This is a genomic window from Extibacter muris (assembly GCF_004345005.1).
Taxonomy (GTDB): Bacteria; Bacillota; Clostridia; order Lachnospirales; family Lachnospiraceae; genus Extibacter; species Extibacter muris.
Genome location: NZ_SMMX01000017.1, coordinates 23494 through 50175 on the forward strand (window position 1 = coordinate 23494; position 26682 = coordinate 50175).

Here is a 26682-nt window from a genome sequence, read left to right on the forward strand (position 1 = left end):
TTACATGAGAGAAAGGGAGTGCCAGATGCACTCCCTTTATTACGTGGATTATTTCAGATATTCATCAACATTGTCTTTCGTTACAAGCACAAAAGATATCATGACTTCCTTCTCTGTCTCCTCACCGTTCAAGGCCTTCTTTATCAGATCTATGGCTCCTTCCACCTGTGCAGGACCGTCCTGCAGGACCGTGGCTCCCATTTCGCCGTCTTTTACCATCTGCAGCGGATTCTCATTTCCATCCACGCCTACGCAGACGATATCTTCTCTCCCCGCGTCGTTGCAGGCCTTCTGAGCCGCTGAGGACATATCGTCGTTGTCACAGATGATCGCCTTCAGTTCATCTTTGTACTGGTTCATCATATCTGTCGCTACATTGGCCGCCTTATCAGCCTGCCATTCACACGGAAAATCTCCAACGGATTCAAACTTGCCGTTATCCTTCATGACATTCTCTATGCCTTCTCCCCGCTGGATCTGGGCAGAATTGCCGATAACGCCCTGGCAGTGCGCGTATTTTCCGCCGTCCGGCACATTATCGATGACCCACTGCGCCAGCATCTCGCCGGCTTCCACATCGTCCGGGCCTACATAGGCCATAGCCACATCATCCGTACTGTCTGTCTTGGAATTTACGACGATGACCTTTATGCCTGCATCTGTCATCTTGGTGACAGCCGCGTCGGAAGCGCTCGCTTCCGCCGGAAGGATGATTACATAATCACAGTTCTTTGCAATACACTCGTCGGCACGGTCGATCTGCTTGTTGGCATCCGTCTCGCCATCCAGGATACCCGTCCAGTCGTCGATTGTTCCATCCTTCTTAAGTCCATCAAACGTCTTTTTTGCATAATCATTGATCGGAGCGTGGAACGGGTCAACGATATTCTTTGAGATATAGCCGCAGATTATCTTGCCGTCTCCGTTCACGTCGCCGTCTTTTGCATCTTCCGTCTTGGCTCCGCCGTCTTTCTTACCGTCATCCTTGTTGTCTGAACCGCATCCGGCCGCCAGTACGGCTGTCATCATGACGCAGAGCAGTACGCTTAACACTTTTCTTTTCATTTTCGTTCCTCCTTCTGTTATGAATAAACTTTCTATAATCAAGAGGCTCCTCCCGCCTCCTAACTATCACCAGGCAAACTAGCTGTTCTTTTTGTTCATCACCATGTCAAGAAGCACGGCCCCTATGATAACCGCACCTTTTGTCATGGACTGGTAATAGGAATCGATTCCGATCAGGTTCATGCCGTTGTAGATGAAGCCGATAATGAATATCCCCATAAGCACTCCGGGCACCGTAGCAACGCCGCCCGCGAAGGAGGTCCCTCCGAGCACGCAGGCCGCCACCGCGTCGGTCTCATACCCGATACCTATATTGGACTGGGCAGAGGCAGTCTTGGCCGTGAAGATGATGCCTGCTATCCCTGCCAGAAGGCCCGATATGGTATAGACCGCCGTCTTCGTCTTTATAATACTTACGCCGGAGGCAATTGCCGCCTGCATATTGTCGCCCACCGCAAATACATACCGTCCGAACTTGGTCCAGTGGAGTATCATGTACATGAGAAACGTTGCCAGGATTAGGACGAGTATGGGAAATGGCACCGGCCCGATCTTGGCTGAATAGATACTCTTGAATGCCGTATCCGTTATCGGAATCGCCTGGCCTCCGCTGATTACCTGGGCAAGGCCCCGGATAATCAACTGGGTGGACAGCGTCACCACAAACGGGAACATGTTGAACTTGGAGATCAAAAATCCGTTGATAAATCCCCATACCGTGGACACGAGAAGGGCCACTATGATTGCCGCCGCAATATTCCACCCTTTCCCGGATATCAGCTGTCCAAGGACACAGCTGACGAGGGCAAGCTGTGCCCCCACAGACAGGTCGATCCCTTCCGTCGTAATCGCAAGGCACATGCCATATGCAATCATCGCGTTGATAGATACCTGTGTCGCAACATTGATCATATTGCTCGTACTTCTGAATGACGGTTCCATGACAGATATAAAAACCATCATGATCAGAAGGATTACACCGATTCCATATTTACCCATAAACATACGGAACTTCTCTCTGTCCATTCCGATGATTCTGCCTTTGTCTTTTGCCATTGGCTCTACCTCCTATTTTCCGCCGAACGCCTTTCCCAGAATCGTCTCCTGGTCCGCGCTGCCGCTCAATATTTCATCCCGGGAGACCTCTCCGTTGATCTTCCCTTCATGATAGACGAGAATACGGTCGCTCATGCCCATCACTTCCGGCAGCTCTGAGGATATCATGATGACAGCCATCCCTCTTGCCGCAAACTCGCACATCAGCGAATGGATCTCCGACTTGGCACCCACGTCAACCCCTCTTGTAGGCTCATCCAGAATCAGTACTTTCGGGTCGGCAAGCAGCCACTTGGCCAGCACGACCTTCTGCTGGTTCCCGCCGCTTAAGGAAAATGCATCATGTTCGATACTGGCCGATTTCAGCGTCAGCATCTTCCCCATCTCCAGGCATTCTTTCTCTTCCTGCTTCTTGTTGAGAATCGGAGCCCTCTGTTTCATCGGCAGCGTGGGCAGCGTCATATTTTCCCGTATCGACCGGTGGAGAGCCAGGCCATAGTTTTTTCTGTCTTCATTGACCATGCAGATTCCATGCCGGATGGCCTGGATTGGCTTCCTTATCTTGATTTCCCTGCCTTCCAGAAAGATTCTTCCTCCCGTAACAGGGGCCATTCCGAATATGGCCCGCATCGTTTCGCTCCGTCCCGAGCCTACCAGGCCCGAGATGCCAAGTATCTCCCCTTTCCTCACCTCAAAGCTGATATCCTCGAACCCCTTGCCGGAAAGCTTCTCCACTTTAAACACCACGTCTCCGATATCACAGGCCGTCTTAGGAAATACATTTTCAACTTTCCGGCCGACCATCATGGAAATCAGCTCATCGCGGGTGACTCCTTCCATGGGCCGCTCTCCGATATATGTACCGTCCCTGAATACGGAAACATGGTCACTGATCCTGAATATCTCTTCCATCCTGTGGGATATATAGATAATTGCCACGCCCTTTTCCTTCAGCTCGCGTATCGTATTGAACAGATGCTCTGTCTCTTCGCTGTCCAGGGATGAGGTCGGCTCATCCATGATAATCAGCCTGGAATTGCAGGATACCGCCTTGATGATCTCTACCATCTGCATCTGTGCCAGCGTCAGCTCTTTCATCAAAGTCTTGGCGCCGTGTGGAAAGTTAAACTTCTTTAAGATGTCCTCCGCCCGCTCGTTCTGTGCCTTTTTATTCAGAAAGATACCTCTTGTGTCCTCCCTTTTGAGGAAAACGCTTTCTGCTATCGTCAGGTGGGGCTCCGGATTCAGTTCCTGATGTATCATAGATATCCCCGCATCCAGCGCCTCCACCGGCCCTCTGGCGGTATATGGCCTGCCTTCAAACCGTATCGTTCCCTCATCCTGCTGGTGAAGCCCGATAATGCACTTCATCAGGGTAGACTTGCCGGCACCGTTTTCTCCGAGAAGCGCATGTACCTCTCCAGGCCTCACAAACAGATCGACATCCTTAAGTGCCTGTGTGCCTCCGAACGCTTTGGAGATGCCGCGGCATTCCAATACATATGCTTCGTCTGCTCTCGCCTTCTCTTCCAAATATCTCACCTCATTCTCGCCTTACGTACTTCCGTCTCTCCTGTACGGGAAGCTTCTTCGTCTCTGAAAAAATCATATCAATCCAAAACTTAAATGTCAATGTAAATATGAAATATAATTTCACATAATTGCAATTTTTGTTAATTATCCCACATTTTAATGTTTGTTTTTAGTTATTAATTACAATTAGTATGTTGTTTATGAAATTATTTTTTACCACAAAGGTAAAAAAAAAGAACTATCACATAAAACATAGCTGCATTCCGGCTACGAAAGTATCTCCAAGCCCAATGGTATATCTCGGCTTCTCCATATACCGTGAAGGTACAAGCACAGCCTTGTGTTGCAGCTCCATCTCATCCAGAGCCTGCGCGAACCTGGTTCCCGTGGGGCTCAATGGAAGCTTCAGGCTATCCCTGCAGTCATCCATGGTACCATAACGCCCGATGCGCGCCCGTGTCCCAGACATAAGGCTGCCAAGCGTAAGCCCCATCTCAACGTCCACCCCCTCCATCATCTCACCGTAATACAGCGCATAGTCCTTGCTGTGCATCACGATTCCTTTCACCGGGTACAGTTCCAGCATATAATCAAGACCTTTTATTACGGATGTGATGTCATCCTTGTCTACCGGATGGGCCTTTTTTCCTGCCAGATCCACCAGCTCTTCCTCATTCATTCCCATGATATCCATATATCCGGCAAGCGTGTCATACAGCAGATCCCTGCATCCGGCACTGATAAAGTGGGCGCTTTCAAAATATATCTTAAGCTGTGGGTTCCTTGATCTTAATGTCCTGTAGTGCTTCGCCAGCTGTCCGATACGCTCCTTCAGGACTTCCGGCTCCACTATGGCATTGAATCCCGAGATATCATAGGAGCACATCATCTGGGCATGTTCTTCCAGATATTCCAGAAAATCCTGTCTTACCGGCATGACCTTGTGCACCTTATCATACCCCATGATCAGGCGGTTAGAAACCGGCACCTCGTATTCCCTGTCTCCACACCTGATCACATCCCCTTTGTTATATTGTATAATCAGGTGGACCACTGGCTTCTCCCCGGTCACGCACTCCTTTATCGGAACACTTCTGTGTCCTTTCACAGACTCTATCCCTTTGTCATCCAGCCATGCAGCCACTTCCCGCGACCGGTCCGTAATGTGGATCAGCACCGGCACCCCTAACGTTCCAAGCGCTGCGGCTCCCTGTGCACATGTTCCTCCCAGTCCGTAATATATGTCAAAATAGTCCTTCAGCCTCTCGATAACCCCGCCGGATGTTATCTCTACCTCTCCCCCGAGTCCGTTCACTGCATAGTAGCTCACGATCTTTGCAAAATCCTGCATGCTTCCAATGGCCTCTCCTTCCTCACAGCACGGTTCTTCCTCCAGATACCGTGCAAGCAGCCTGTTAAAGCTTTCCACGTCCCATTCTACTATGGCGTCCAGATTGCTCGTATAGGCCAGCACCGGCCTTTTTCCGGTCGCACGGCACCGTTCGATGACATCCGGCACCGACTCAAGGTAGTTCCTGTATTTATCTATGTAAGCCATCTGTATCCTCCGCTTCTTTTACAGCTTATATTCACTCAGCAGCAATTCTACGTCGTCGCCGTAGCCTGCCTCTTTTTTATCGTCCTTAGCGTTTTGGGTCAAGGCATCAAAATGACGGTTGATATAGAGAAGCGCGTCGCTCACTGCCATCTCCAGAAGATGGGAATCCGGCTCCGTGTCAAGGGCCTGCTTTTTCTTATCCACAATCTGTATCACACAATCCGCGTACTCCGCCAGCTGCGTATCCTTCTCTCCTGTGATCACGATGCTGTGCATCTGCTTTTTCCTGGCCAGCTCCATAGCCTGTACGACCTGCTTGGAAGCGCCGGACCTGGAGATAGCGACAATCGTATCATCACTCGTTCCAAGGCTGACATGGTTCAGGAAATGTTCCGGAATCATAGAATACGAGCAGGGAATCCCGCACCGTTCCAGGCGGAACCCCAGGTCTGTCGCGATGGGGCTCGTATTTCCCGCGGCGACGACAAATACCATCCGGCTCAAACGCAGCAGCCGTACTGCCTTAACCAGCAGCTCAAGATCGATAGCCTCCTCCAGTGCTGCTACCCTCGCGGCACTGGACTCAAAGATTCTTCTTGCAGAACTTAACATCTCATTCTCATCGTACGTGGGTCTTGCCTTCCCCAGATCATGGGACATCAGCAGCCGCATCTGGTAGTACCCCTGATAGCCCACATGCTTGCACATGCGTACTACCGTAGCTTCGCTGCTTCCGCTCTTCCTGGCCAGTTCAGATATATTCATCATGATAGCCTGTTCCGGATTTGCCAGTATGTATGCGGCAGCTTTCTTTTCTGCTGAAAATAATTTTTCATAATTGGCTTTGATATTTTCCAGTACAGAATTCCCACGTTTATCCATAATAAAACACCGTCCTACTTCCGAATCTATGATTCTTTTCTTTCATCATAAAGCATTACAGCATTTCATTCAATGAGTAATATTTGACTTTATCGTCGTCGTTAAACAGCCTTACTTTGTGCTCGATCACTTTATTCATGGCCGTGACGCTTGCCGGATAAAGTTCAAACGGCTCACGGATCTTCTGGTCTTTCAGCGTCTCTCTCAGTTCCTGGTAGAACGCATCCTTAATGTCGGAAGATATATTGATCTTATTAATCCCCCGCCGGACCGCCTCTGCAATCTCGGAGTCCTCGTTTCCCGAGCCTCCATGAAGCACAAGGGGTACCGTTACCCTGCTTTTTATATCGCTCAGCAGTTCCTGCCTGAGCTCCGGCTTCATCCCTGCAGGATATATCCCGTGGGCCGTTCCTATGGCAACCGCAAGCGTGTCGCATCCCGTCTCTTCCACGAAGCGCACCGCATCCTCCGGCTTCGTATAGATGATATCCTCCGTGCCGCCTTCGGTATCCCCGTCCGTGGTGCCGATAGTCCCAAGCTCTCCTTCTACAGATATTCCAAGCGGATGCGCCAGGTCGCACACCTTCTTCGTAATGGCAACATTCTCTTCAAACGGCAGAGAAGAGGCGTCTATCATTACAGAAGTAAAACCGGCCCTGACAGCCCTGACGATCGGTCCCCATCCGCTGTGGTCCAGATGGATGCAGACCGGAACGGGCGAGCCGGCGGCCCTGTCGATACACATCTTCAGAAAGCTGTCCCCCTGGAAATCCAGCTCACTCGGATGGATGGCAAGGATGACAGGCGCCTTCAGCTCTTCGCACTTATCCATAACACCGTTCAATATCTGTCCCGTACCAATATTAAAAGCCGGCACGGCAAAGTTTTCTCTGTTAGCTACCACCAGCAGATCTTTCATGTTCAGCAACATATTACTTCCTCCTTGTGCGTACACCTTCTGTTTTGTGAAGGTTTTATTGTCTGTACGATTATCTTATCTTACAGAAAAAACATTGTCAACAATCACATGAAATATTTTTTTATGAATCAGTCAATTTGCCTATTATTTTGTATTTTAATTTTAAGTTTTTTGTGCTATTATAATTCAAAAGCTATATTTCATACTTTTATATGAAATTTATTTTCTTTTACATCGGTACTAGATACCTATGCCAAATAAATATTTGAAGGAGGAGATCATTATGAGCAATGTAAGAAAGGTATTGGAACAGGGGGAGGGCATCCTTCACCTGATGCCGTCCTGGGTACCACGCAATTTCAACGAACCGGGCAGGAGGCTCCGGCTGCACCCCGATGACTACTATGCCCTTGGCATGGACCGCGGCGGCATATGCGAACGATGGCTCGGCTCTCTGGCAAGGGCACTGAACGGCCCCAAGACCGGTGAAACGGAAGGGATGAGCTTTGTACTGGAGGATCCCGCCACAAGATCCGTCCGCCTTTTCAAAGACTATGTCGATGAACTCGGGAGCGACCTGATTGGTGACGCCCTTATGACCATGTATGGTACGTGGCCGACATTTGCCAAGCTCTATGACTATGACAAGCCGCTGTTCCACCATCTGCATCTGACAGAGGAAAAAGCCGCCAGGATAGGCATGCACGGCAAGCCTGAGGCTTATTATTTCCCGCCCCAGTATAACTGCAGCTATCTCGGACGTTTTCCTCTTACGTATTTCGGCTTTGACCCCTCCACCACAAAGGAGGAGGTCATGGAATGTCTGGTAAATTTTGACACAAAAGACAACAGGATTACAGAGCTTTCCCGCGCTTACCGCATCCAGCTCGGGACCGGGTGGTATACGCCTGCAGGCGTAATCCACGCTCCCGCATCCGTCGTTACTTTTGAACCGCAGTGGAACAGTGACGTGAATACGATCATGGAAAATGTTACGATGGGAGAAGTCAACCCTCATCATCTCCTGACAGACTGTGCACCGGAAGAGGAAAAAGATGACCTGGATGCTATTTTCAATCAGATCGACTGGGAAGAAAGCACAAGGCCCGACTATAAAGAGACGTATTTCCGGGCACCAAGGTTAAAATCCGAAACGCCTGCGGCGTCAGAGAGATGGATCGCCTACGCCAACGACTGGGTCGCCGCCAAAGAAGTGACCGTCCTGCCGGGGCAGAGTTATACCCTGACCGACCAGGCATGCTACTGCGCTGTCATCGTCCAGGGCCATGGGTCGTTCGGCGTGTTCGAGTGCGAGGCTCCGGAACTTATCCGCTACGGAGATGTCACAGGAGATGAATACTTCATATCTGAGGCTGCCGCAAAGAAGGGCGTCGATATCGTAAATGCAAGCTCATACCAGCCGCTCGTGATACTGCAGAACTTTGCCAATAACAATCCTGAAGTACCGGCAGCCGTTTAGCCGTTCCGTAATGCAGCCTCCGGGAAGGCGGGGGGGGGGGGGCCGTGCTGCGATATCGGCACATAATTCTAACGTTCATATGTGCCCTTCCTTTTCAGAACCCCGCCTTCCATCATGACCGCGCCTCGCGCTATCACCGTGTGAAGATCCAGCTGTTCTGTGAAAAGCAGCATATCCGCATCCGCCCCTTCTTTTATGCAGCCTTTCTCCGGGTACAGGTCGAGCGCTTCAGCCACATGGGAGGTCACATATCCGAGGGCATCTTCGAGGTTCATCCCCAGGTCCTTGACCATAAGCTGCAGCTCCCTGTACAGGCTGTCCACCCCGGAGACGCCGATATCCAGAAGGGTCCCGTCCTCATCGTAGCTTGACCAGCTGCCGTGACCGTCAGAGCTGATAGTTATATGTGCAAGCGGAAGCCCTCTTCTCGCCGCCTCTGCGATACATTGCCCCGGTGAAGGCTGTCCCTTCATACCGCATGTATAGTCTACATAGCCGCCTTTTTCAAGGAACCCGTATCCGGCTTCAAGAAGCGCTTTGTTGCGGTTCACATGGGTCGGACGAAAGATACGGATAGGAAGCGTGCTATATTCAAGGGCTTCATAGACCGGTTCCAGCCCTTCCGGCGCATCACCCATATGCAGTACGACCACTCCCGGTTTCCCACTCAGCATGCCGGCCACTCTGACCCGGCTCGAAATCTGCATCAGCTGTTCCGGGGTCACGTTCGGCGCCCGGTGGTCGGACAGCGCAAGCTTCATTCCAAGCACCTCTTTGACGAACATGATATCTCTGTCAGGCTCGCCGGTTATGGATGGCCCCGGATATCCGTACGCGCCGGTGAGCATATATGCGGTAACCCCTTCCTCATTCAGCGCTGCCGTCTTTGCATATAGGTTCTCCACGCTTCTCGTTATGCCATCGGTACCGAGAAGGCCGACTGCCGTGGTAATCCCTCCCTTTATCATCTCAGACAGGTCAAGTTCCGGGGTGCGGGTATGGAAGCTGCCTTCTCCGCCTCCCCCGGTCACATGTATATGCTGGTCGATCATCCCCGGGGCGAGGAGAAGCCCTTCTCCATCCATCACCCGGCAGTTTCCAGGCAGCCCTTCTATTTTGTCTTCTATCAGCTCTATCTTTTCATTACATATAAGAATATCTTTTTTTCCAATACTGGCCGGCGCATAGACTTCGGCATTTTTTATTAACAGCATGTCGCATACTCCAATCTCCCGGAAGGGTACTTTCTCAAATCCATATTGCATGATTTCCCCGCATTTGTCAATTCGATACACTGTTAATCTTTATTTTTTTACAGCCGCTCCACACTTGTCCTCTTTACCGGAAACTGAATCTCCGACAGCCATTCCTCTTCCGATTCCTTGTTCCATACGCCGTCGATATACGATTCCCTCGGATTTCCACATATCTCATACCCATTGTTCTCCACGAATCGGAGCACCTGTGCATAAGCCTCCGGGAATCCTTCATAAGAGCCTTTGTGGAGGATGCATGCGGCGGTCTCTACCGCCGGCATCACCTTGAACTTTACCGTCTCAGAATCCTGCCTTTTCTCAGTGACGGCCTGGCAGATTTCGACTTTGATGTCCTCTTCCCTGTACCCGCCGTCATGGTATATCGTAAAACAATATTCCGGCTCGGCACAGATGCATCCGAGACGTTCCATCTCCTGTCCCATGGGAGGCATGACATCAAACAGATCCTCATAGCCATGGAGTGTTGTCTTTACGGAGGCTATGATTACCTCCGGCAGCTGCCCTGCCGTGTAATAGCGGTATCCCGAATCAGCATCTACATAGACAGGCTTGAGCAGGCCTTGTTCGTCATAATATCTCAATGCTTTTATCGTCACATGGTTCATGGCTGCGAACATTCCAATCTTGTATAGCTTATCTCCCGGCTTATTTTCACAGTAATGTTCCTTTTTCATATCACGCCTCCCAATTCATTATTATACTCCAGATCATTCCCATCGGAACGTACATTTTGTAATACAGCAGCAGATAATAGTAATGGCCGCAAGCAGCGCCACGATTCCGGCAGTATCTTCCAACGGCCCGCCCATGGATATCTCTTTCATCAGCTTGATCCCCTGCGTCAGAGGAAGCATGGATGCCGCTTTCTGGAGCTTTTCCGGAAACAGCTCAAAACAGTCCTGCTATGAGCATGCCGATGCTGTACATGGCCGCCATGACGAGCAGATATGCACCTGCAAACAGCAATAGCTTTCCCTCCATCCTATATCCAAACACGGCTACAGAAATGACCGATACTGCCGCACAAGAAATGAGCGCGGTCACCGTCCCACAGGCGACTACAGCCGCCAGCAGCGCCATCGGGCTGCACGGAGTGACAAAAAAGTGCTTCAGAATCTTTTTATCCCGGTAATCCGCTATGCTTAGGGGGATTCCCATAAAAGCGCTTGCACAGATTCCTACTGCCGTCAATGAAGCAAATGCACTTTGGAGAAATGTATAGTTCCCCCCGCCCGCTGCCTTCCCCCCTGCGATAACTGCTATGAGAACGAGAATGCCGGCAGGCATGGCGACCCCGAATATCAGGCCGTCCGGGCAGCGGAATCCCAGTTTCTGTTCTATCTTATACAATGTCCAAAAACGTCTCATCTCTTTCCCTCCTCTGCCATATACCAGAGATATGCATCCTCAAGGTTATCGTACGGACTGTTTTCCACAACTTCCTCTACTGTCCCTGTAATAATCTCTTTTCCCTGCTTTATGAGCATAATACGGTCACACAGGCTCTCTGCTTCTTCCATATAATGTGTGGTGAGGAATATCGTCATCCCTCTTTCCTTTAATCCTTTCAACGTCTGCCATACTTCCCTGCGGGCCGCCGTGTCAAGTCCTGTCGTAAGTTCATCCAGAAACACAAGCTCCGGCCCCGGAAGCAGTGCAAGGACGACGGACAGCTTCTGGCGTTCTCCACCCGACAGCTTTTCTACCGGCTGCCTCATGAATTCCTCAAGCCTAAACTGTCGCAGCAGTTCCCGGTAGTCCGCCGGAGACTCATAGAGCGCGGACAGCTCTTCGCATATCTCCTCCACCCGTATATTGTTTTGAAAATTAGATGACTGGAGCTGTACGCCGACACGCTCAAATATCTTCTTCCTCTTTGCCGCAGGATTCATCCCTACGATTTCAGCTGTGCCGCCGTCTGCTTTTTTTAGCCCGAGAGCAGTCTCAATTGTCGTGCTCTTGCCGGCCCCGTTAGGACCGAGCAGGCCGAACACTTCCTGCCTGTACACCTGAAACGACAGCTTATCCACCACGACTTTCTTCCCAAATCTCTTCGTAAGATTCTTTACCTTCATACATGATTCCACCATTTTTCCCTCCTTACAAAGATATCCTACAGTCTCCTCCAAGGTCAGGGTCAAGTGCTATTTCAAAAAAACCGATAACCCGGCCAGCCGGTTATCGGTCATCTCTTCAAAGACATGCAGATTTCCACTATAGCAATACAAATTGTAATGATAAGCCCCAGAAGCAAGGGCACTATCCCAACAAGCATGCAGCATTCATTTAAAATATACATAATGTCCGCTCCCATCATTCTACAATAGTTTAATTCTGACATCTACAAGATGTCATATTTTCATTTATTTTAACATAAACTAAAAATAATGACAAGTAGTGAATGTCATTTTGTTCAACACCACCTATGACGGAGGGCTTCTCAATGTATAAAAATAAAACTACGAGCGGGAAAAATAACTTATGCGGCAATAAGCTCAGCATACTTAGAAAGCAGCTGACCCCCAAAGTATCGCAGCGGGCGTTTGCAGATAAGCTGCAGCTGAAAGGAATCGATTTAGATAAGAACGCGATACAAAGAATTGAATGCGGAAAAAGATTTGTGACAGATATAGAGCTCAAAGCGTTTGCCCAGATTCTGAATACGACTGCCGATGAACTGCTCAGCGGGGAGTAACATGCAGCATAGGTAAAAGCCCATAGGACACGCCTTATCCTATGGGCTTTTGTCAATCATATCTTTACAAGTGCCTTAAACTCATCCTTCAATGCCTTGTACGATTCCACATATATGTGATACATCTCCCGGTAAGGCTCTACCCATTCTTTTACCGGTTCCACCGTACGTTTTATCTTAAGGCTGGCAGCCGATGCCTCTTCCGGGCTTTCGTATTCTCCCATAAAGGCGGCATTCATGTAGGACAGTCCTCCGGGCGCACCCAGGTTTACTTCCGGCAGCTTGATTTCCTTATCAATCACAGAGGCCTTGATTTTCAGCCAGATGTCGCTCTTGCTGCAGCCGCCGCAGCAGATGATATCGTGGATTGGAATTCCGATTTTAACCGCCTGGTCCAGATTGTCCTTCAGCGCAAAGCAAGTTCCTTCCATAATAGAGCGCACCATCTCCGCCCGGTTCGTATTCAGGTTCAGCCCTATGAAGGTACCTCTCGCGTCCGGATCCCAGATAGGGGCCCTCTCCCCGGCCATATAAGGGAGGAATATTATCTTTGACGGATATTTGGCCATCTTTTCTATCTCTCTGTTGATCCGCTGATAGGAATCTTTCCTGATGGTCTCTCCGCCATACAGCGCGTCCCTGAACCACTTAAGAGACCCGCCTGCCGTATTCATCGCCCCATAGAGGATAGTGCTGTTCTCTCCCCTTCCTTTCAGGTATGACAGTTCCCGCGCCGTAACCAGCTTATCAAATCCGATCAGTACGACAGAGCTCGTACCGCTCATCTCCGCTATCCTGCCCCCTTCATATACCCCTGCTTCCAGACCTGCCGCCGTGGCATCCACGGCCCCGGCCAGTACCGCTGTCTTGACAGAAAGTCCTGTGAGCGCCGCCGCTTCTGCCGATACGGTACCTATCGGTTCACAGCACCGGTACACATCCGGCATCAGAGAGGCTTCCGCGCCGATTGCATTTAACAGCTCATCGCTCCAGCAGTTATGACGTATATCGTATATCTGGGTCAGCGAAGCATGCGTGTCGTCTATAGAAAACGTTCCGGTCAGCTTATAATTGATATATCCGTTTACCTGGAGCACCTTGTGGCACTTATCCATGACTTCCGGCTTGTGGCGAAGAAACCACATGAGTTCTGTCAAAGTAAAATAGGTGTCGAGGCGGTTCCCGGTAATATCGAATATCTTATCCTCCCCTACTTCTTCCTTTATAATCTCGTACTCTTCCTTGCTTCTCCTGTCCATCCAGATCAGCGCATCATGCAGCGGCCTTCCGTCCTTGTCCACCGGAAGTACGGCAGGCGCCTGGCTGCTTACCGATATGACCTTGATATCTTCCGGATTGACCCAGCTTTTTGCCAGTACCATACGAATGCACTGTACGGCCGCATCCCACCAGTTCTCAGGATTCTGCTGTACCCAGGAAGGCTCCGGCAGAAGCGTTTCATATTCTTTTCCCGCCTCCGCGGCCACCTGAGGGCCTTCTCTGAACAAGATACATTTGACCGTTGTCGTCCCAATATCTATCCCTATGGAATACCGCACTTTTTATCCCTCCATTCTAGGAGAGCACCTCCGGATTACAGATAAACCGGGGAGGTTCTCCAGCAAGCAGCTTCTTCACATCATGTAACGTAATATCTGTCTGGTGTCCTACGATGTCCCTCGCGGATCCTGCCAGATGAGGGGTCAGCACTACATTTTTCAGGCCAAGGAACTTGTCACCTGAGGGAATCGGCTCAACCGGATATACGTCCAGCCCCGCCCCCGCGATCCTGTTTTCTTTCAAAGCGTCGTATAAGGCATCGTAATCGAGCACTTTGGCTCTTGCCGTATTCACAAAGTAAGCAGTCGGTTTCATAAGCGCGATTTTTTCTCTGCTGATAAGACCTTCTGTTTCAGGGACGACATTACAGTTGACACTGATAAAATCCGAATCTTTCATCACCGTATCAAGATCCGCCTTTTTTGCTCCCAGATAATCCATATCCTTCTGGCTTACATATGGGTCATATATGAGGAGTTCCATGCCGAGCGCCCTTGCACGTCCGGCCACCTCCCTCCCTATCATGCCAAAGCCCACCTGTCCGAACGTCTTCTGGTACATCTCCGGCCCTCCTCCGTAGAGGGCGAACGGCGCATCCGGATCCATGGACCACTCGGACATCGTCTCGGCGCGCCTGCCGCTGCCGTCTTTGTAGGATACTCCTGTCAGCTCATCCGTATATTTTAACAGATGGTCTGTAAGGCTTATATTTTTAGATATGCACATGAGAAGCGCAATGGTGTGCTCTGCCACCGCTATGGCATTACGTCCTCCTGCCCGCAGCACAGGAATCTTCTTTTTCGTGGCAGCCTCGATGTCTATGCTCGCAAAGGCTTCGTTACGGCAGCACACGATAATTTTCAATCGGTCAGCCGCTTCGATCACTTCATCCGTTATATCCTCAAATTCTGTGATGAGGAGCTCTATCCCCTTTATCTTTTCTTTCAGTTCGGACTCCGGCATCTTCTCTCCCGTCACGCCATAGCCGGCAAATGCATAATCCTTAGTGACCGTTTCCAGCAATTCGGTATATTTCTTGTCAAACCTAGCCGTAATCAGCGTTTTCATACCACTTTCCCCTCTCATCTCTGCCCGTACTTGTTTAAAAAGAAATCGTGGAAAAAGTCAATATCTTCCTGGGATATTTCCACGCCGCCACCGATGCTCTGGCTGTTGATATATACCATGGCCGCCTTTTCCAGCACCTGGGAACCGACGTATGCCTCCGGAAGCGTCCTCCCTACCGTAATGGCTCCATGATTGGCGATCAGGGCTCCTGCCCTGCATTTTAATGCCCCGACTACGGCTTCTGCCATCTCCTTTGTCCCCGGCATCGTATATGCGGCAAGACGCACATCGCCTCCCAGGATCTGAACCTGGTCGTCGCAGATAGGCGGGATGGACTTTCTGGCCGCGGCTACCGTGAGAGCGTAGGTAGAATGCGTATGCATGATGCCATTTACTTCCGGCCGGTCCAGATAAATAGCGGCGTGCACGACCGCTTCGACAGAAGGCTTCAAGCTTCCTTCATACGCAAGTGTTTTCATATTGACGATCACCATCTCCTCCGCGGCAAGCCGCTCGTAATCCATGCCGGACGGCGTGATTACCATATGCTCGTCATCTACCCTGCCTGATATGTTTCCCCACGTGCCGGCTACGAGCCCGCTGTGGTACATCTCCAGGGCCGTATTGCACACTTCGGTCTGCATCAGTTTCGCTTTTTCTCTGTTCATCTTTCTTCCTCCATCTTCTTAATATCTGTACTGATATAACAGATGTTCTCCTTTGAGGAACCTCTTTATATCAGATACGATCTGTTTGGTATGGTTCACAAGCACATCGTCGGTCGCCCCCGCGATATGGGGCGTGACGACCACGTTGTCAAGTTCTGTAATATACGGATGGTTCCCCGCGATCGGCTCGCTTGCATATACGTCAAATGCAGCTCCTGCAATCCTTCTATCTCTCAGGGCTTCTATGAGGGCCGCCTCGTCAAGGATGGCTCCCCTCGATGCATTGATAAAATACGCGGTAGGTTTCATCAATGCGATCCGTTCCCGGCTGATGATTCCTGTCGTCTCCGGTGTCACTTTCATATGGCAAGTAATGAAATCGGATTCTCTCATCAGCTCTTCTACCGATGCCGCTTTTCTTATCCCTATCTCTTCTATCTCTACTTCACCGACAAAGGGATCGAACACCAGAAGTTCCATGCCAAAGGCCCTGGCAATGCGTCCGACCCTGCGGCCGATGCTGCCATAGCCCAGGATGCCGAGCGTCTTTCCTTTCAGCTGCGTCCCTTTGAACACCATGTATGGGGCATCCAATTTCATATCCCAGATTACATCGGCTTTCAGGCCATCCTTTGTCTCCTTCCTGACATCCGGGCTCCCTGTGTATTTCCCATCTTTTAATGCTTTATAAGCCATAGGTATCTTCCTCGCAGCCGACAGCATCAGCCCTATCGTCATCTCCGCAGTCGAGTCGGAGTTGCGCCCCGGCGTATAAAGGACGGGGATTTCCCGCTCCCTGGCTGCCGCCATGTCCACATTTACCGGGGTGGCTCTCGTGCAGGCGATCAATTTGAGATTTTCTGCATGTTCGATTACGTTTCTTGTGATGTCATCGTAGCTGGTGATGATCATGTCCACATCTCTTGTCTTTTCCATCAGCTCTTCTTCCGGCATCTTAGGAAGGCCAAGCGCCCATCCGTCTTTTATGACCTCCCCGGCCTGATACAGCGGTTTCAGTTCCTCTTCATCGTACTCGGCGGTAAAAAATATCTTCATATATTAATCCTCCTTGATGGCTTTGATTTTCTTGTTCATCTGATGCCTGTAGTCCCATATTTCCTGATTATGTATCCGGACCTTTCTATACAGTTCATATAAGAAATCGTATTTCTCAACATTCGGCGGATCCGGAAGATAGATATGTTTGAACGTACAGGCTTTTCCTGCGGCATCATCATAGTCCCTGTACAGTCCCTGGCTTACGCCGGCCATAAGCGCCACGCCTTTTGCCCCCAGTTCTTCACCGGCCGGAATCATAACTTTCATACCGGTCACGTCTGCAATCATCTGGGCCCATACCGGGCTTTTGGCCCCGCCTCCGGCGAGGTATATCGTTCCGCTTTTATCTACGTGCTGCAGGCAGTCCCGGATGGAAAGGCTGATGCCTTCGTACACGGCCCGGATCAGATGGTCTCTCGTAGTCACCTGGCTGATGCCGAAGAAGCTTGCTCTCGCATACGGGTGATAGAAGGGGGCGCGCTCCCCTGCCACGCTGATGTAGGGGTGATACACGACGCCGCCGCATCCGACCGGCGTCCTGTCTACGATTCTGTCTATTTCATCAAAGTCTTTTGTAAGCGCTATGTTCTCTAGCATCCAGTCGATATTCGGCGTCCCGTTAAGCGTAGGCTGCAGCTCCACGTACAGATTGCCCAGAGGATGCTTTTCATATCTTGTATTCTCTGCTCCGAAATGGCAGTCCTCTTTTTTCAGAACTATTTCGCTTGCACACGTCGTGCCGAGAATCACACAGACATCTTTTTCATGGATCGCCCCGAGCCCTACCGCTGTCGCAGAAGTATCCAGCGCCCCTGCGATAACCGGCGTACCCCTTTTCAGCCCCACTTCGTCGGCAAAGGAATCCAGGACAGCCCCTACCACTTGATCAGACCGGACCGGTTCCGGAAGGTAGCTTCTGTATTCGTATATGTCCAATGCTTCCATCAGCTCTTTTGCGATAGCTCCGCTCCTGACATCTACCAGGGAAGTAAGGCTGTCCGTAATCTCAGCCCTTATCTCACCGGTCATCTTATAGCGTATCCAGTCTTTGCAGAATATGAGATGTTCCGCCTGATCGAGTATCTCTCTCCGGTTATTCTTCATCCATTTTAAAAGAATCATCTGATTGCCAAGGAGCGGCGGCGTACCGGTAGTCGTATGATAGCGCCTGCCGATTTCCGGATGGTCATCTGTAATTGCCTTTACCTCATCCACCGCTCTGCCGTCGCACCACAGTATCGCGTTCTGTACCGGGTTCCCTTCGCTGTCGATCAGCCAGCAGCCTTCCCCCTGACCTGTCACGCCGACTGCGATTACTTCATCGTGGATGCCTGTCCCTTCCTCTATGGCACCCTTTACGCACTGCTTCACTTTTTCCCATATCAGGTCCATATCCTGTTCCATCTGGTTCGCAGTTCCATTGGCTGTCCTGCTTTCCATGCTGGACACGCACACTTCATTGCCGCATTCATCAAATAAGACAGCCTTTACATTTGATGTCCCGGCATCAATTCCAAGAATATATTTCATCTTACAGCCTCCCGAAAGCTATCACGAACTAATCTTCCTGTTTCCTGGCATACTTGTTATCTTAAGACAATGTTACAAATGTAATATATTCTTACATTTGTAATTTCAGTATATCACCTCGTACGTTTTTGTCAATTCATTTCTATAAATAAAAAAGCGCTATCTGAACCCCCTGTTCAGATAACGCTGTATTTTCTTCTTTATTGTATTAATATATTAAAAGCTGTCCATAACCTGCCTTGCCGTCGTCACGTCTACTATCAGCGTGTTGATGGTTCCCGTACAAAGGGCCGCCTGTATTGCCTCCACTTTCTGCGCGCCGCTTGCAATCAGGACGGTATTCTTAATTCCTTTCAGACACTCCATATCTGCATTTAAAAGCCTGTCGCTCAAGGGACAGTTGTCCCAGCTTCCGTCTTTCCTGATCGGATTCATGGCGATATCTCCCACAAATCCACGTTCTCTCAGAATCCGCACGTCATTTCTCGTTATGTGGCCGCTCGTACACATGGTAGACTGTTCTGTAAGCTCTCCTACCCCAAGCAGCGCCACATCGCACTTCTGCATAAGCTCACAGGATACCTTGATGCTTCTTTCCTCCATAAGCCATTTTTTCGTCTCTGCGTGTTCCACCACAACCGGGGCGTACAGCATATAGCTTGGGCAGTCCAGCCTGTTGGCAAGCCCTCTGGCAATTTCATCCGACTTCTCCACGAAGTCCTCTATGTTCTGTGCACCGATAAGCTGTACCACCCGGCATTCGCTGCGCCTTTTAAATTCCATCTGCTTGACGACTTCCGACAGGGTATGCCCCCAGGATACACCGATGATATCCCCCTGCTTGATATTTTCATCCAGGTACTGGGCTGCTACATTGGCAACTTTGTAGATTGCGGTGCTACTTTCCCCGTAATCTTCTGTAACGAGCACCTCCTTCAATCCAAAACGCTCCTCTATCCTGCACTCCAGCTCCACATTATCCCGCTCATAACCGTGGATATTGATATTTACAACGTCCAGATCTATAAGAGAGCTGATAATCTGGTTCACTTTCTGCCTCGTAAAAGAAAGACGCTTCGCGATCTCATCCTGGGTCATTCCAAGCGTATAATACCAATACGCTATTTTTATATACAGGTTCCTTTTCATAGTGCCTCCTTGTTAAAAACCTAACTATATTCTTATCTTAATTAGAGTATAACATTGCTTCTTTATATTTTCCACTTATTGTTTGCAGCCAAAAAAACCCAAAATGCCCTAAACAGGCACCTTGGGTTGATGTTCTAATGTAGTTCATTACATGCGTTACAGCAGTTCTGATATTCCTTCCGCCATTGCGGACAATATGATGCAGCATGATGCGGCTCCGGCGTCAAGCACCCCTCTGGAGCGCTCTCCCAGACGGCTGGAGCGTCCGAACTTTGCCACCATATCCTTCGTACTGTCGCGCCCGGTTTCTGCTGCCGCCTTCATCTTCTGAAGCGCCGCTTCATATCCTTCCCCCGCTTCTTGGGCCTGCTTTACCGCGTCTACCGCAGGAGATAGCGTGTCTACCAGCGTCTTATCTCCCACCTGGGCCTCCACGATCCCCTGCAGGCCGTCAAGCCCTGCCGCCAGCATATTGCCAAAATCAGCCACACTGATGTCCTCCAGGCCTTCCCCTGCCTCTGCCATATCCATCAGGATCGTGCCATAGATAGGCCCCATGGAGCCTCCTATTTCATTCAGCAGTATCATGCCCAGCTCATCCAGCCCTTCCGTAAAGCTTATGTCCTTATCCGCAAAACGGGCTTCAAATACAGAAAATCCTTTGTTCATGTTCATGCCATGATCTCCGTCTCCAATCAGGCCGTCTACCTCACCGAGGTACGCTTTATTATCCTGGATGGCCTTGACCATTTTCAGCAATACAGGCTTGCCGTCTGCATTTTTAAATGTACTCATCTCATTAACCCCTTCCTGTATGTTGTCGGTTCGTCCTATCTTTGTTTCAGCCCCATGCTGTAAGCCGGCATATCCAGCAGCTCCTTCAGCTCCTCATCCAGCTTCATGAGTGTCAGCGTCGCCCCCATCATCTCAAGGGACGTGAAGTAATTGCCCACATATGCTTTGTAGGTTTTGATTCCCTTCTCTTCCAGAAGCTTATCAATCTCATCATATAATACATACAGCTCCATGACCGGTGTCGCTCCAAGCCCGGATACAAGCACTGCCACCTCGTCCCCTTCCGTGAATGGATAATCCGGCAGCACCACATCGACCATTCTCTTAGCCATCTTATCTGCCGTCTCCAGCGGGCATACCTCGATCCCCGGTTCACCGTGATGGCCGATGCCGACTTCCATCGTTCCGTCCTTGATCTCGAAATTCGGATGGCCTACCGCAGGAAGCGTACAAGGCGTCAGCCCGATGCCTACAGAACGGGTATTGTCGATGGCCTTCTGGGCTGCCGCAACCACCTCGTCCAGATCACCGCCTTGGGCCGCTTTCGCTCCGCCTACTTTCCACATCAGGACTTCACCGGCCACACCGCGGCGTTTCCCTCTCTGGTCCTTTGGTGCGGATGCCACATCGTCATTGGCCACGACCGTCTTTACCGTAATGCCTGCCTTTTTGGCCATCTTCACTGCCATCTTTACATTCATGTTATCTCCCGAGTAATTGCCGTACAGACATGCAACCCCCTTTCCCTGATCTGCTGCCTTGCAGGCATCCAGGAACGCTGCCGCGGTAGGGGAGGAACAGATCTCCCCTACGGCTGCCGCGTCGCACAGGTTCTCTCCTACGTATCCGATAAAAGCTGGTTTATGGCCGGAACCTCCTCCGGTTACCACGCCGACTTTTCCTTCCGGAATATTCTTCGCCTTAACGACCCTTGGATTGTCCGTTGCCTCCACGATATCGCCATGCGCTTTCAGAAAGCCTCCCAGCATCTCATCTACAATGTTATCCGGATTGTTTACTATTCGCTGCATACACTTTTCCTCCTTACGCCTTATGCATCCATGCTTGGAACAAGAATCACTTTCAGTGCTCCGTTCTCGCCGGTCTTTGCAATGTGGAATCCTTCTTCCCATCTCTCCAGAGGGAACTTATGGGTTACGACTCCTTCGGTCGGAAGCTTTCCGCTGCCAATCCAGTCTATGACCGTATCATAGCAGAACGGGCTTAGATGTACGCCCAGCAGATCCAGTTCTTTCCTGTCCGAGATGATAGACCAGTCTACCGTAACCGGCTGCCCGAATACGGAGAACTCTACGAAGCGCCCCATCTTCCGTATAGCGTCAAGCCCCTGCTGTACGCTCGACGGATGTCCGGTCGCTTCTATATAGATGTCGCATCCGTAGCCGTCGGTCATCTCTTTGATTTTAGCAGCCACATCCTCTTTTGCAGGATTTATCGCAATATCCGCTCCAAACTCCAGGGCTTTTGCAAGCCGGGCTTCATTCATATCGAGAACTACGAGGCATCTCGGATTTGCCTGCCTGATGGCTCCCACCATCCCAAGACCAAGAGTGCCCACACCGGACAGTACGACAAAATCTCTCGGCGTCACCTGGGCGCGCTCTACACAGTGGAACGAACAGCCGTACGGTTCAATCAAGGCTGCCTTCTCTATGGGCATATCCGCCGGCACCAGATAGGGAATCGCTTCTTTCGTAAGCTTTACATATTCAGCCATTCCGCCATTTACATTGTTCTGGAAGCCAAACAGGTCATGTTTCTCGCACATCCAGTGGCGCCCGGTCTTACAGAACATGCACTCTCCGCACGGTACGATCTGCTCCGGACAGATCCTGTCGCCTACCTTCCAGCTGCCTTTTACCTTCTCCCCCATCTCTACCACTGTACCGACGAACTCATGGCCCGGTATCATAGGTTCCTTAATATACTTGGGCTGTCCGTCAAATCCCCAGAAGCTTGCAGCTCCTGCATAAGCTTTCGTATCTCCCGCACAGATACCGCAGGCTTCTACTTTCAGAATCATCTCTCCTTCTCCTGCTCTCGGCGTGTCAACCATTTCATATCTGTAATCGCCGGGCGCATAGGCTACAATCGCTTTCATTTTTTCTGGTAAACTGCTCATTATGACTACCTCCTTTTATTAATACTTTATTGAACTACACGCTATTCACGTATACGGTCTCCCGTCTCGATATCAAACAGATGTGTCTTCTCGCCGCGGACCTCCAGCTTGATGATATCGCCGCTCTTATAGCGGGCTTCATCATCGGTGATAAGCATAAGCAGCGCTTCTCCGACATGGATACCGATACGGCGTTCGTCACCCAGATTCTCAAATGTGGCAACTTCCTCCGGCGTACCCATAGAATCTGCCCCGCCGATGAGCACATCCATAGGACGTACCCCCATCTTGCACTTGAACCCGCTGCTCACCACTTTATAGTAGCGCTCCGGGACGGCTATCTTCAGATTGCTGTCCTTAAATGTGAAGAAGAAATGATCCCCCTCTCCGGCAATCGTCGTCTCCAGGATATTCATCGGCGGCTCTCCGATAAAGGAGGCGACAAACTCATTTACCGGATCGTCGTATACTTCTGCCGGCGTTCCGAACTGCTGCAGCACGCCAAAGTTAATGATGGCAATCTTATCTGCCAGCGACATCGCCTCCAGCTGGTCATGCGTAACATATACGGTCGTACACTTGATGTCGTTGATAAGGCGCTTTATCTCCGTACGCATCGCCTGGCGGGCCTTCCCGTCCAGATGTGACAGGGGCTCATCCATGAGGAGCAGCTCCGGACGCCGTATGATCGCGCGCGCAATATTGACACGCTGCTTTTGACCGCCGGACAGCTTGACAGGCATCTTATCCAGCAGATCGTCACACTGCATCAGAGGCGCGATCTCCTGCACCCGCTTATCGATCTCCGCCTTATCGACGCCTTTCGCCTTTAAGTTGAACGCTATGTTGTCGTATACGGTCAGAGGCGGATACATGGCATAGTCTTCAAAAGCAAGGCCGATGTGCCTGTCTTTCGGGTGAAGGTTGTTGACGAGCGTATCCCCGATATAGATATCCCCCTTCGTGATATCCTCCAGACCTGCGGTCATACGCAGCGTCGTGGTCTTGCCGCACCCGGAGGGGCCCAGAAGCGCTATAAATTCCCCCTGTTCACATACAAGGTTCAGATCCTTTACAGCATAATCATTCTGTACCGCGTTTTTCTTTTTTTTGCCGTTATTTTCATAACGTTTATACAGATGTTCTATTCTCAATCCAGCCATATCCCTACCCCTCCTGTTCTGTCAAAGCCAATACGGCAGCTTCGTTATATCTTGTCAAATATTCTTTTGACTCTGCGTCAAAGAACATAGCGTAGTTAAGTTCCATATCGACATAAATATCCTGATCGATCTTGACAGTGAGTCCATTGGGGGCGATCATCCGAAGCTGAAGACCGTTCAGCTCCGCAACGATCACGGATTTGTTTCCTATGCTTTCATAACTGTATACCGTACACTTCAGATATCCTTCATGAGCCTCAAAAGAATAGTTCAGGTTCTGGGGCCGCATGCCGATATCCACTTTCTCGCATCCCAGATCATCCAGCTTTTCAAACAGTTCATAATCCGTCGGAAGGTGATACACCTTTTCTCCCGCATCCATTATAAATGAATAAGAATCCCCCTCCTTTTTAAGTGTCCCCGCAATCAGGTTGATCTCCGGGTCACCCATGAGCTGGCTTACAAATTCATTGCACGGCATGTAATAAATCTCGTCACCGGTACCTATCTGGACGATCTTACCTTCATTTACGATAGCGATCCTGTCCCCCAGAGACATGGCCTCCATGAAATCGTGGGTTACATAGACGCTCGTCGTTCCAAAGTTAGCCTGTATCTCCTTCAGCTCCGTACGCATAGAATTGCGGAGCTTTGCATCCAGATGTGCAAGCGGTTCGTCCATAAGATATACCCGCGGCGAACGGACGAGCGCGCGGCCCATGGCGACACGCTGTTTCTGGCCGTTGGACAGCTGGCTCGGCAGGCGCTGCAGAAGATAGTCCATCTTCATCATCTCTGCGACTTCCTGAATCTTCTCTTTTATGTATGCTTCATCCTTTTTGTATAACGGGCTGCGCAAGGGTGAAGCCATATTGTCATACACTGTCATCTGGGGATACAGCGCATAGTTCTCAAACACCATCGCCGTGTCCCTGTGGGCAGCATCTGTTAGATTCATGACTTCTCCGTCGAATTTTACAACCCCTTCTTCCGGTATCTGGATACCTGCAATACAATTAAGGATGGTTGTCTTGCCGGCACCTGCGGGGCCGAACAGGACGAAGAACTCTTTATCTCTTATATCCAGGGATATGCCGTCCAAAGCCGTAACTTTTCCGAATTTTTTTGTAACATTTTCCAATTGTATTCTTGACATATTCTCACACCTATCCCTTCACAGCGCCAAAGCTCAGACCACGCACTAAATGTTTCTGTATACATAATGCGAAAATAATAGCGGGTAACGCAGACACAGTTGCCGCGACGGCCAGCTGTCCATAATGGGCACTGTCTGTTCCGAGGAACTTGGTAATGGCTACTGTAATCGGCTGTACGTTCGTACCTGCCAGAATCAGCGGGAACGTAAAGCTGTTCCAGGCAAAGATGAATGCCAGCAGAGCTGCGGATACGAGACCCGGCTTGATCAGAGGCACCAGCATCTTGAAAAATATCTGATACCACGTATAACCGTCAACCTGGGCCGCATGCTCGATCTCAACAGAGATATCTTCAAAGTAACCTCTTACGACCCAGATAAGCAGGGGCATGCAAATCAGCTGGTATACCCAGATAAGCCCAAAATAAGAATCATAGATGCCCAGCTTCTGGAAGAGCATGAACAAGGGTAATACGACCAGGATTTCAGGAGCGAATTTGAAAGACAATATCTGGAATGCTATGTCCTCCTTTTTCTTAAAATTATATCTTGCAAGTGCGTATGCGGCAGGCACCCCTGCCACGACGGAGACGATAACCGCGCCCCCTGCTACGATCAGACTGTCCAACATATATTTGAGATAATCTGACTGGAATATGACTGCTTTGTAATTGTCCAATGTAGGGCTGAATACAAACGTCGTCGTATACATCTGTGCATCGGGCTTTATTGTCAGGATAAGCATCCACAACAATGGAAACAAAGCAAAAATCGTATATATGACTAACAGTAGATTCTGGACGACACGGCCCAATCTTTTTTTACTTTCCATGCTTTACATCCTTTCTGACTATATATTTTATATCCTTATGCTGCCGGCTACTCATCCTGCCCCGACGCCAGTTTCTGAGCCATACGCTGCCTCTTGACAATCTGTTTGGCCACGATATTTATAAATACCCATAGTACCAGTATGTACGGAAGGGCATATCCAAATTTCTGGAACTGGAACCCCGTCTGGTATGAGGTCAGAGACAGGTTCATAAGCGTGTCGCCCGGCCCTCCTTTTGTCAGTCCGAATATAATGGCATATTCCTGCAGCGCCGCCATGAGGCGGAACAGCAATGCGATGTATAGGCTCGGCTTCAGCATAGGCAGTGTCAGATTCCGGAAGTTGAACCATGCGCTTCCTCCGTCAATCTTCGCTGATTCAAACGGTGATTTCGGAAGCGACTGCAGCCCTGCAAGCACAAGCAGCATGCAGAACGAAGTATTGACCCATATGTCGATCATCACGACCGTCATCATCGCCGTCGACGCGCTGGCCGCCCACGGGAAGTTATATACCCCGAAGAAGTTCAGGAACTTTTCTACGATGCCTACAGAGTTGTTCAGCATCAGCTGCCATATAATGGTGGCAGTAATCGGCGCAACCATAAGCGGGAATATGAGAACGACCCTGAGGATCTTTGAAAAACGGTTCTCCAGATTATTCAGCAGCATGGCAATCCCCAGGCCTATCCCCATCTCGAGCACGGTGCTGAAGAATGCATACCGCAAGGTTACCCATACTGATTTCCAGAATCCCGAGGAAGTAAGTATGGTAATCCAGTTTTTCAATCCGATAAAACTGTACGTCGGCATCCTGAACGAGTAGCTTGTCAGCGAGAAATAGATAGACATCACAAAAGGAATCATAATTCCGATCGTAATAATCAGTGCAGGAGCTACAATCAGGTACGGACGCATCCTCGTCTTAAACGGCACCACATTCAGCTCGCTCACGGCGGCACTGTTTTTTTTCTGCTCTTTCATTAGCGTTTCCTCCAATTTCTGTTTTCCTGATTCAAATAATCCAGGACTTCATGTTAGAAAAAAATCAAGGAGGGTCAGGTAACCCCTCCTTGCCTTTCACCCTTAAGTATA

Annotated in this window: 26 protein-coding genes; 2 read left to right on the forward strand and 24 right to left on the reverse strand. The window is 50.0% G+C overall.

All coding sequences use genetic code 11. The features are described from left to right. Positions 1 to 48: 48 nt before the first annotated feature. The 6 genes from E1963_RS15810 to E1963_RS15835 all read right to left on the reverse strand — a co-directional run bounded on the left by E1963_RS15810 (position 49) and on the right by E1963_RS15835 (position 7025). Positions 49 to 1065, reverse strand: coding sequence for a substrate-binding domain-containing protein (locus E1963_RS15810; protein WP_132280026.1), 1017 nt, complete (start codon positions 1063 to 1065; stop codon positions 49 to 51). A gap of 78 nt (positions 1066 to 1143) precedes the next feature. Next, positions 1144 to 2121, reverse strand: coding sequence for an ABC transporter permease (locus tag E1963_RS15815; protein ID WP_132280029.1), 978 nt, complete (start codon positions 2119 to 2121; stop codon positions 1144 to 1146). A 12-nt stretch (positions 2122 to 2133) separates the two neighbouring features. Further along, complete coding sequence (locus E1963_RS15820) at positions 2134 to 3663, reverse strand: sugar ABC transporter ATP-binding protein (RefSeq protein ID WP_243117765.1); 1530 nt, start codon at positions 3661 to 3663, stop codon at positions 2134 to 2136. A 232-nt stretch (positions 3664 to 3895) separates the two neighbouring features. Then, positions 3896 to 5212, reverse strand: a complete 1317-nt coding sequence (locus E1963_RS15825) for an ADP-dependent glucokinase/phosphofructokinase (protein WP_132280032.1) — start codon at positions 5210 to 5212, stop codon at positions 3896 to 3898. An 18-nt stretch (positions 5213 to 5230) separates the two neighbouring features. Next, entirely contained in the window at positions 5231 to 6094 is an 864-nt protein-coding gene (locus E1963_RS15830; protein ID WP_132280035.1) for a MurR/RpiR family transcriptional regulator, read from the reverse strand. A 55-nt stretch (positions 6095 to 6149) separates the two neighbouring features. After that, positions 6150 to 7025, reverse strand: coding sequence for a ketose-bisphosphate aldolase (locus tag E1963_RS15835; RefSeq protein WP_132280038.1), 876 nt, complete (start codon positions 7023 to 7025; stop codon positions 6150 to 6152). 271 nt (positions 7026 to 7296) lie between these two features. On the opposite strand from E1963_RS15835, the gene E1963_RS15840 reads away from it, so the two are divergent. After that, a complete protein-coding gene (locus tag E1963_RS15840; protein WP_132280041.1) occupies positions 7297 to 8493 on the forward strand; it encodes a cupin domain-containing protein in 1197 nt (398 codons plus the stop codon). Between the two features lie 68 nt (positions 8494 to 8561). Here the strand turns inward: E1963_RS15840 and iadA are convergent, their stop codons facing one another. From iadA to E1963_RS15860, 5 genes are read right to left on the reverse strand one after another with little or no spacing between them, the layout of a single operon-like run. After that, positions 8562 to 9788, reverse strand: coding sequence for a beta-aspartyl-peptidase (gene iadA, locus E1963_RS15845; protein WP_330570864.1), 1227 nt, complete (start codon positions 9786 to 9788; stop codon positions 8562 to 8564). A 17-nt stretch (positions 9789 to 9805) separates the two neighbouring features. After that, positions 9806 to 10444 (reverse strand): MerR family transcriptional regulator, encoded by a 639-nt coding sequence (locus E1963_RS15850; RefSeq protein WP_132280047.1) that lies wholly within the window; start codon positions 10442 to 10444, stop codon positions 9806 to 9808. Positions 10445 to 10477: 33 nt separating this feature from the next. Next, positions 10478 to 10624 (reverse strand): hypothetical protein, encoded by a 147-nt coding sequence (locus tag E1963_RS20785; protein WP_243117766.1) that lies wholly within the window; start codon positions 10622 to 10624, stop codon positions 10478 to 10480. A 34-nt stretch (positions 10625 to 10658) separates the two neighbouring features. Next, positions 10659 to 11138: an ABC transporter permease gene (locus E1963_RS15855; protein WP_243117767.1), complete on the reverse strand. Its 480-nt coding sequence runs from the start codon at positions 11136 to 11138 to the stop codon at positions 10659 to 10661. Next, positions 11135 to 11857, reverse strand: a complete 723-nt coding sequence (locus tag E1963_RS15860) for an ABC transporter ATP-binding protein (RefSeq protein ID WP_167482226.1) — start codon at positions 11855 to 11857, stop codon at positions 11135 to 11137. The genes E1963_RS15855 and E1963_RS15860 overlap by 4 nt, the downstream gene beginning before the upstream one ends. Before the next feature lie 356 nt (positions 11858 to 12213). On the opposite strand from E1963_RS15860, the gene E1963_RS15865 reads away from it, so the two are divergent. Then, positions 12214 to 12465 carry a helix-turn-helix domain-containing protein gene (locus E1963_RS15865; protein ID WP_132280049.1) on the forward strand — a complete coding sequence of 84 codons (252 nt, stop codon included), beginning with the start codon at positions 12214 to 12216 and terminating at the stop codon, positions 12463 to 12465. A gap of 56 nt (positions 12466 to 12521) precedes the next feature. Here the strand turns inward: E1963_RS15865 and E1963_RS15870 are convergent, their stop codons facing one another. From E1963_RS15870 to E1963_RS15930, 13 genes are all read right to left on the reverse strand, one after another. After that, positions 12522 to 14024 (reverse strand): xylulokinase, encoded by a 1503-nt coding sequence (locus E1963_RS15870; RefSeq protein ID WP_132280052.1) that lies wholly within the window; start codon positions 14022 to 14024, stop codon positions 12522 to 12524. 16 nt (positions 14025 to 14040) lie between these two features. After that, positions 14041 to 15093: a 2-hydroxyacid dehydrogenase gene (locus tag E1963_RS15875; protein ID WP_132280055.1), complete on the reverse strand. Its 1053-nt coding sequence runs from the start codon at positions 15091 to 15093 to the stop codon at positions 14041 to 14043. Positions 15094 to 15107: 14 nt separating this feature from the next. Next, positions 15108 to 15761: a class II aldolase/adducin family protein gene (locus E1963_RS15880; protein WP_132280058.1), complete on the reverse strand. Its 654-nt coding sequence runs from the start codon at positions 15759 to 15761 to the stop codon at positions 15108 to 15110. An 18-nt stretch (positions 15762 to 15779) separates the two neighbouring features. Beyond that, positions 15780 to 16817 carry a 2-hydroxyacid dehydrogenase gene (locus E1963_RS15885; protein ID WP_132280061.1) on the reverse strand — a complete coding sequence of 346 codons (1038 nt, stop codon included), beginning with the start codon at positions 16815 to 16817 and terminating at the stop codon, positions 15780 to 15782. A 3-nt stretch (positions 16818 to 16820) separates the two neighbouring features. Continuing rightward, positions 16821 to 18350, reverse strand: a complete 1530-nt coding sequence (locus E1963_RS15890; protein ID WP_132280064.1) for an FGGY-family carbohydrate kinase — start codon at positions 18348 to 18350, stop codon at positions 16821 to 16823. A gap of 216 nt (positions 18351 to 18566) precedes the next feature. After that, positions 18567 to 19499: a sugar-binding transcriptional regulator gene (locus E1963_RS15895; RefSeq protein WP_049728659.1), complete on the reverse strand. Its 933-nt coding sequence runs from the start codon at positions 19497 to 19499 to the stop codon at positions 18567 to 18569. Positions 19500 to 19655: 156 nt separating this feature from the next. Continuing rightward, positions 19656 to 20294, reverse strand: a complete 639-nt coding sequence (gene dhaL / locus E1963_RS15900; RefSeq protein ID WP_132280067.1) for a dihydroxyacetone kinase subunit DhaL — start codon at positions 20292 to 20294, stop codon at positions 19656 to 19658. Positions 20295 to 20329: 35 nt separating this feature from the next. Beyond that, positions 20330 to 21325: a dihydroxyacetone kinase subunit DhaK gene (locus E1963_RS15905; protein ID WP_132280070.1), complete on the reverse strand. Its 996-nt coding sequence runs from the start codon at positions 21323 to 21325 to the stop codon at positions 20330 to 20332. A 20-nt stretch (positions 21326 to 21345) separates the two neighbouring features. After that, a complete protein-coding gene (locus E1963_RS15910) occupies positions 21346 to 22437 on the reverse strand; it encodes an alcohol dehydrogenase catalytic domain-containing protein (protein WP_132280073.1) in 1092 nt (363 codons plus the stop codon). Positions 22438 to 22478: 41 nt separating this feature from the next. Next, positions 22479 to 23600: an ABC transporter ATP-binding protein gene (locus E1963_RS15915; RefSeq protein WP_132280076.1), complete on the reverse strand. Its 1122-nt coding sequence runs from the start codon at positions 23598 to 23600 to the stop codon at positions 22479 to 22481. Between the two features lie 4 nt (positions 23601 to 23604). Then, positions 23605 to 24756 carry an ABC transporter ATP-binding protein gene (locus tag E1963_RS15920; protein ID WP_132280079.1) on the reverse strand — a complete coding sequence of 384 codons (1152 nt, stop codon included), beginning with the start codon at positions 24754 to 24756 and terminating at the stop codon, positions 23605 to 23607. Between the two features lie 10 nt (positions 24757 to 24766). Next, a complete protein-coding gene (locus E1963_RS15925; RefSeq protein WP_132280082.1) occupies positions 24767 to 25588 on the reverse strand; it encodes a carbohydrate ABC transporter permease in 822 nt (273 codons plus the stop codon). A 47-nt stretch (positions 25589 to 25635) separates the two neighbouring features. After that, the gene (locus E1963_RS15930; protein ID WP_132280085.1) at positions 25636 to 26571 is read right to left on the reverse strand and encodes a carbohydrate ABC transporter permease; all 936 of its coding nucleotides are present in this window, start codon (positions 26569 to 26571) and stop codon (positions 25636 to 25638) included. Positions 26572 to 26682: the final 111 nt, after the last annotated feature.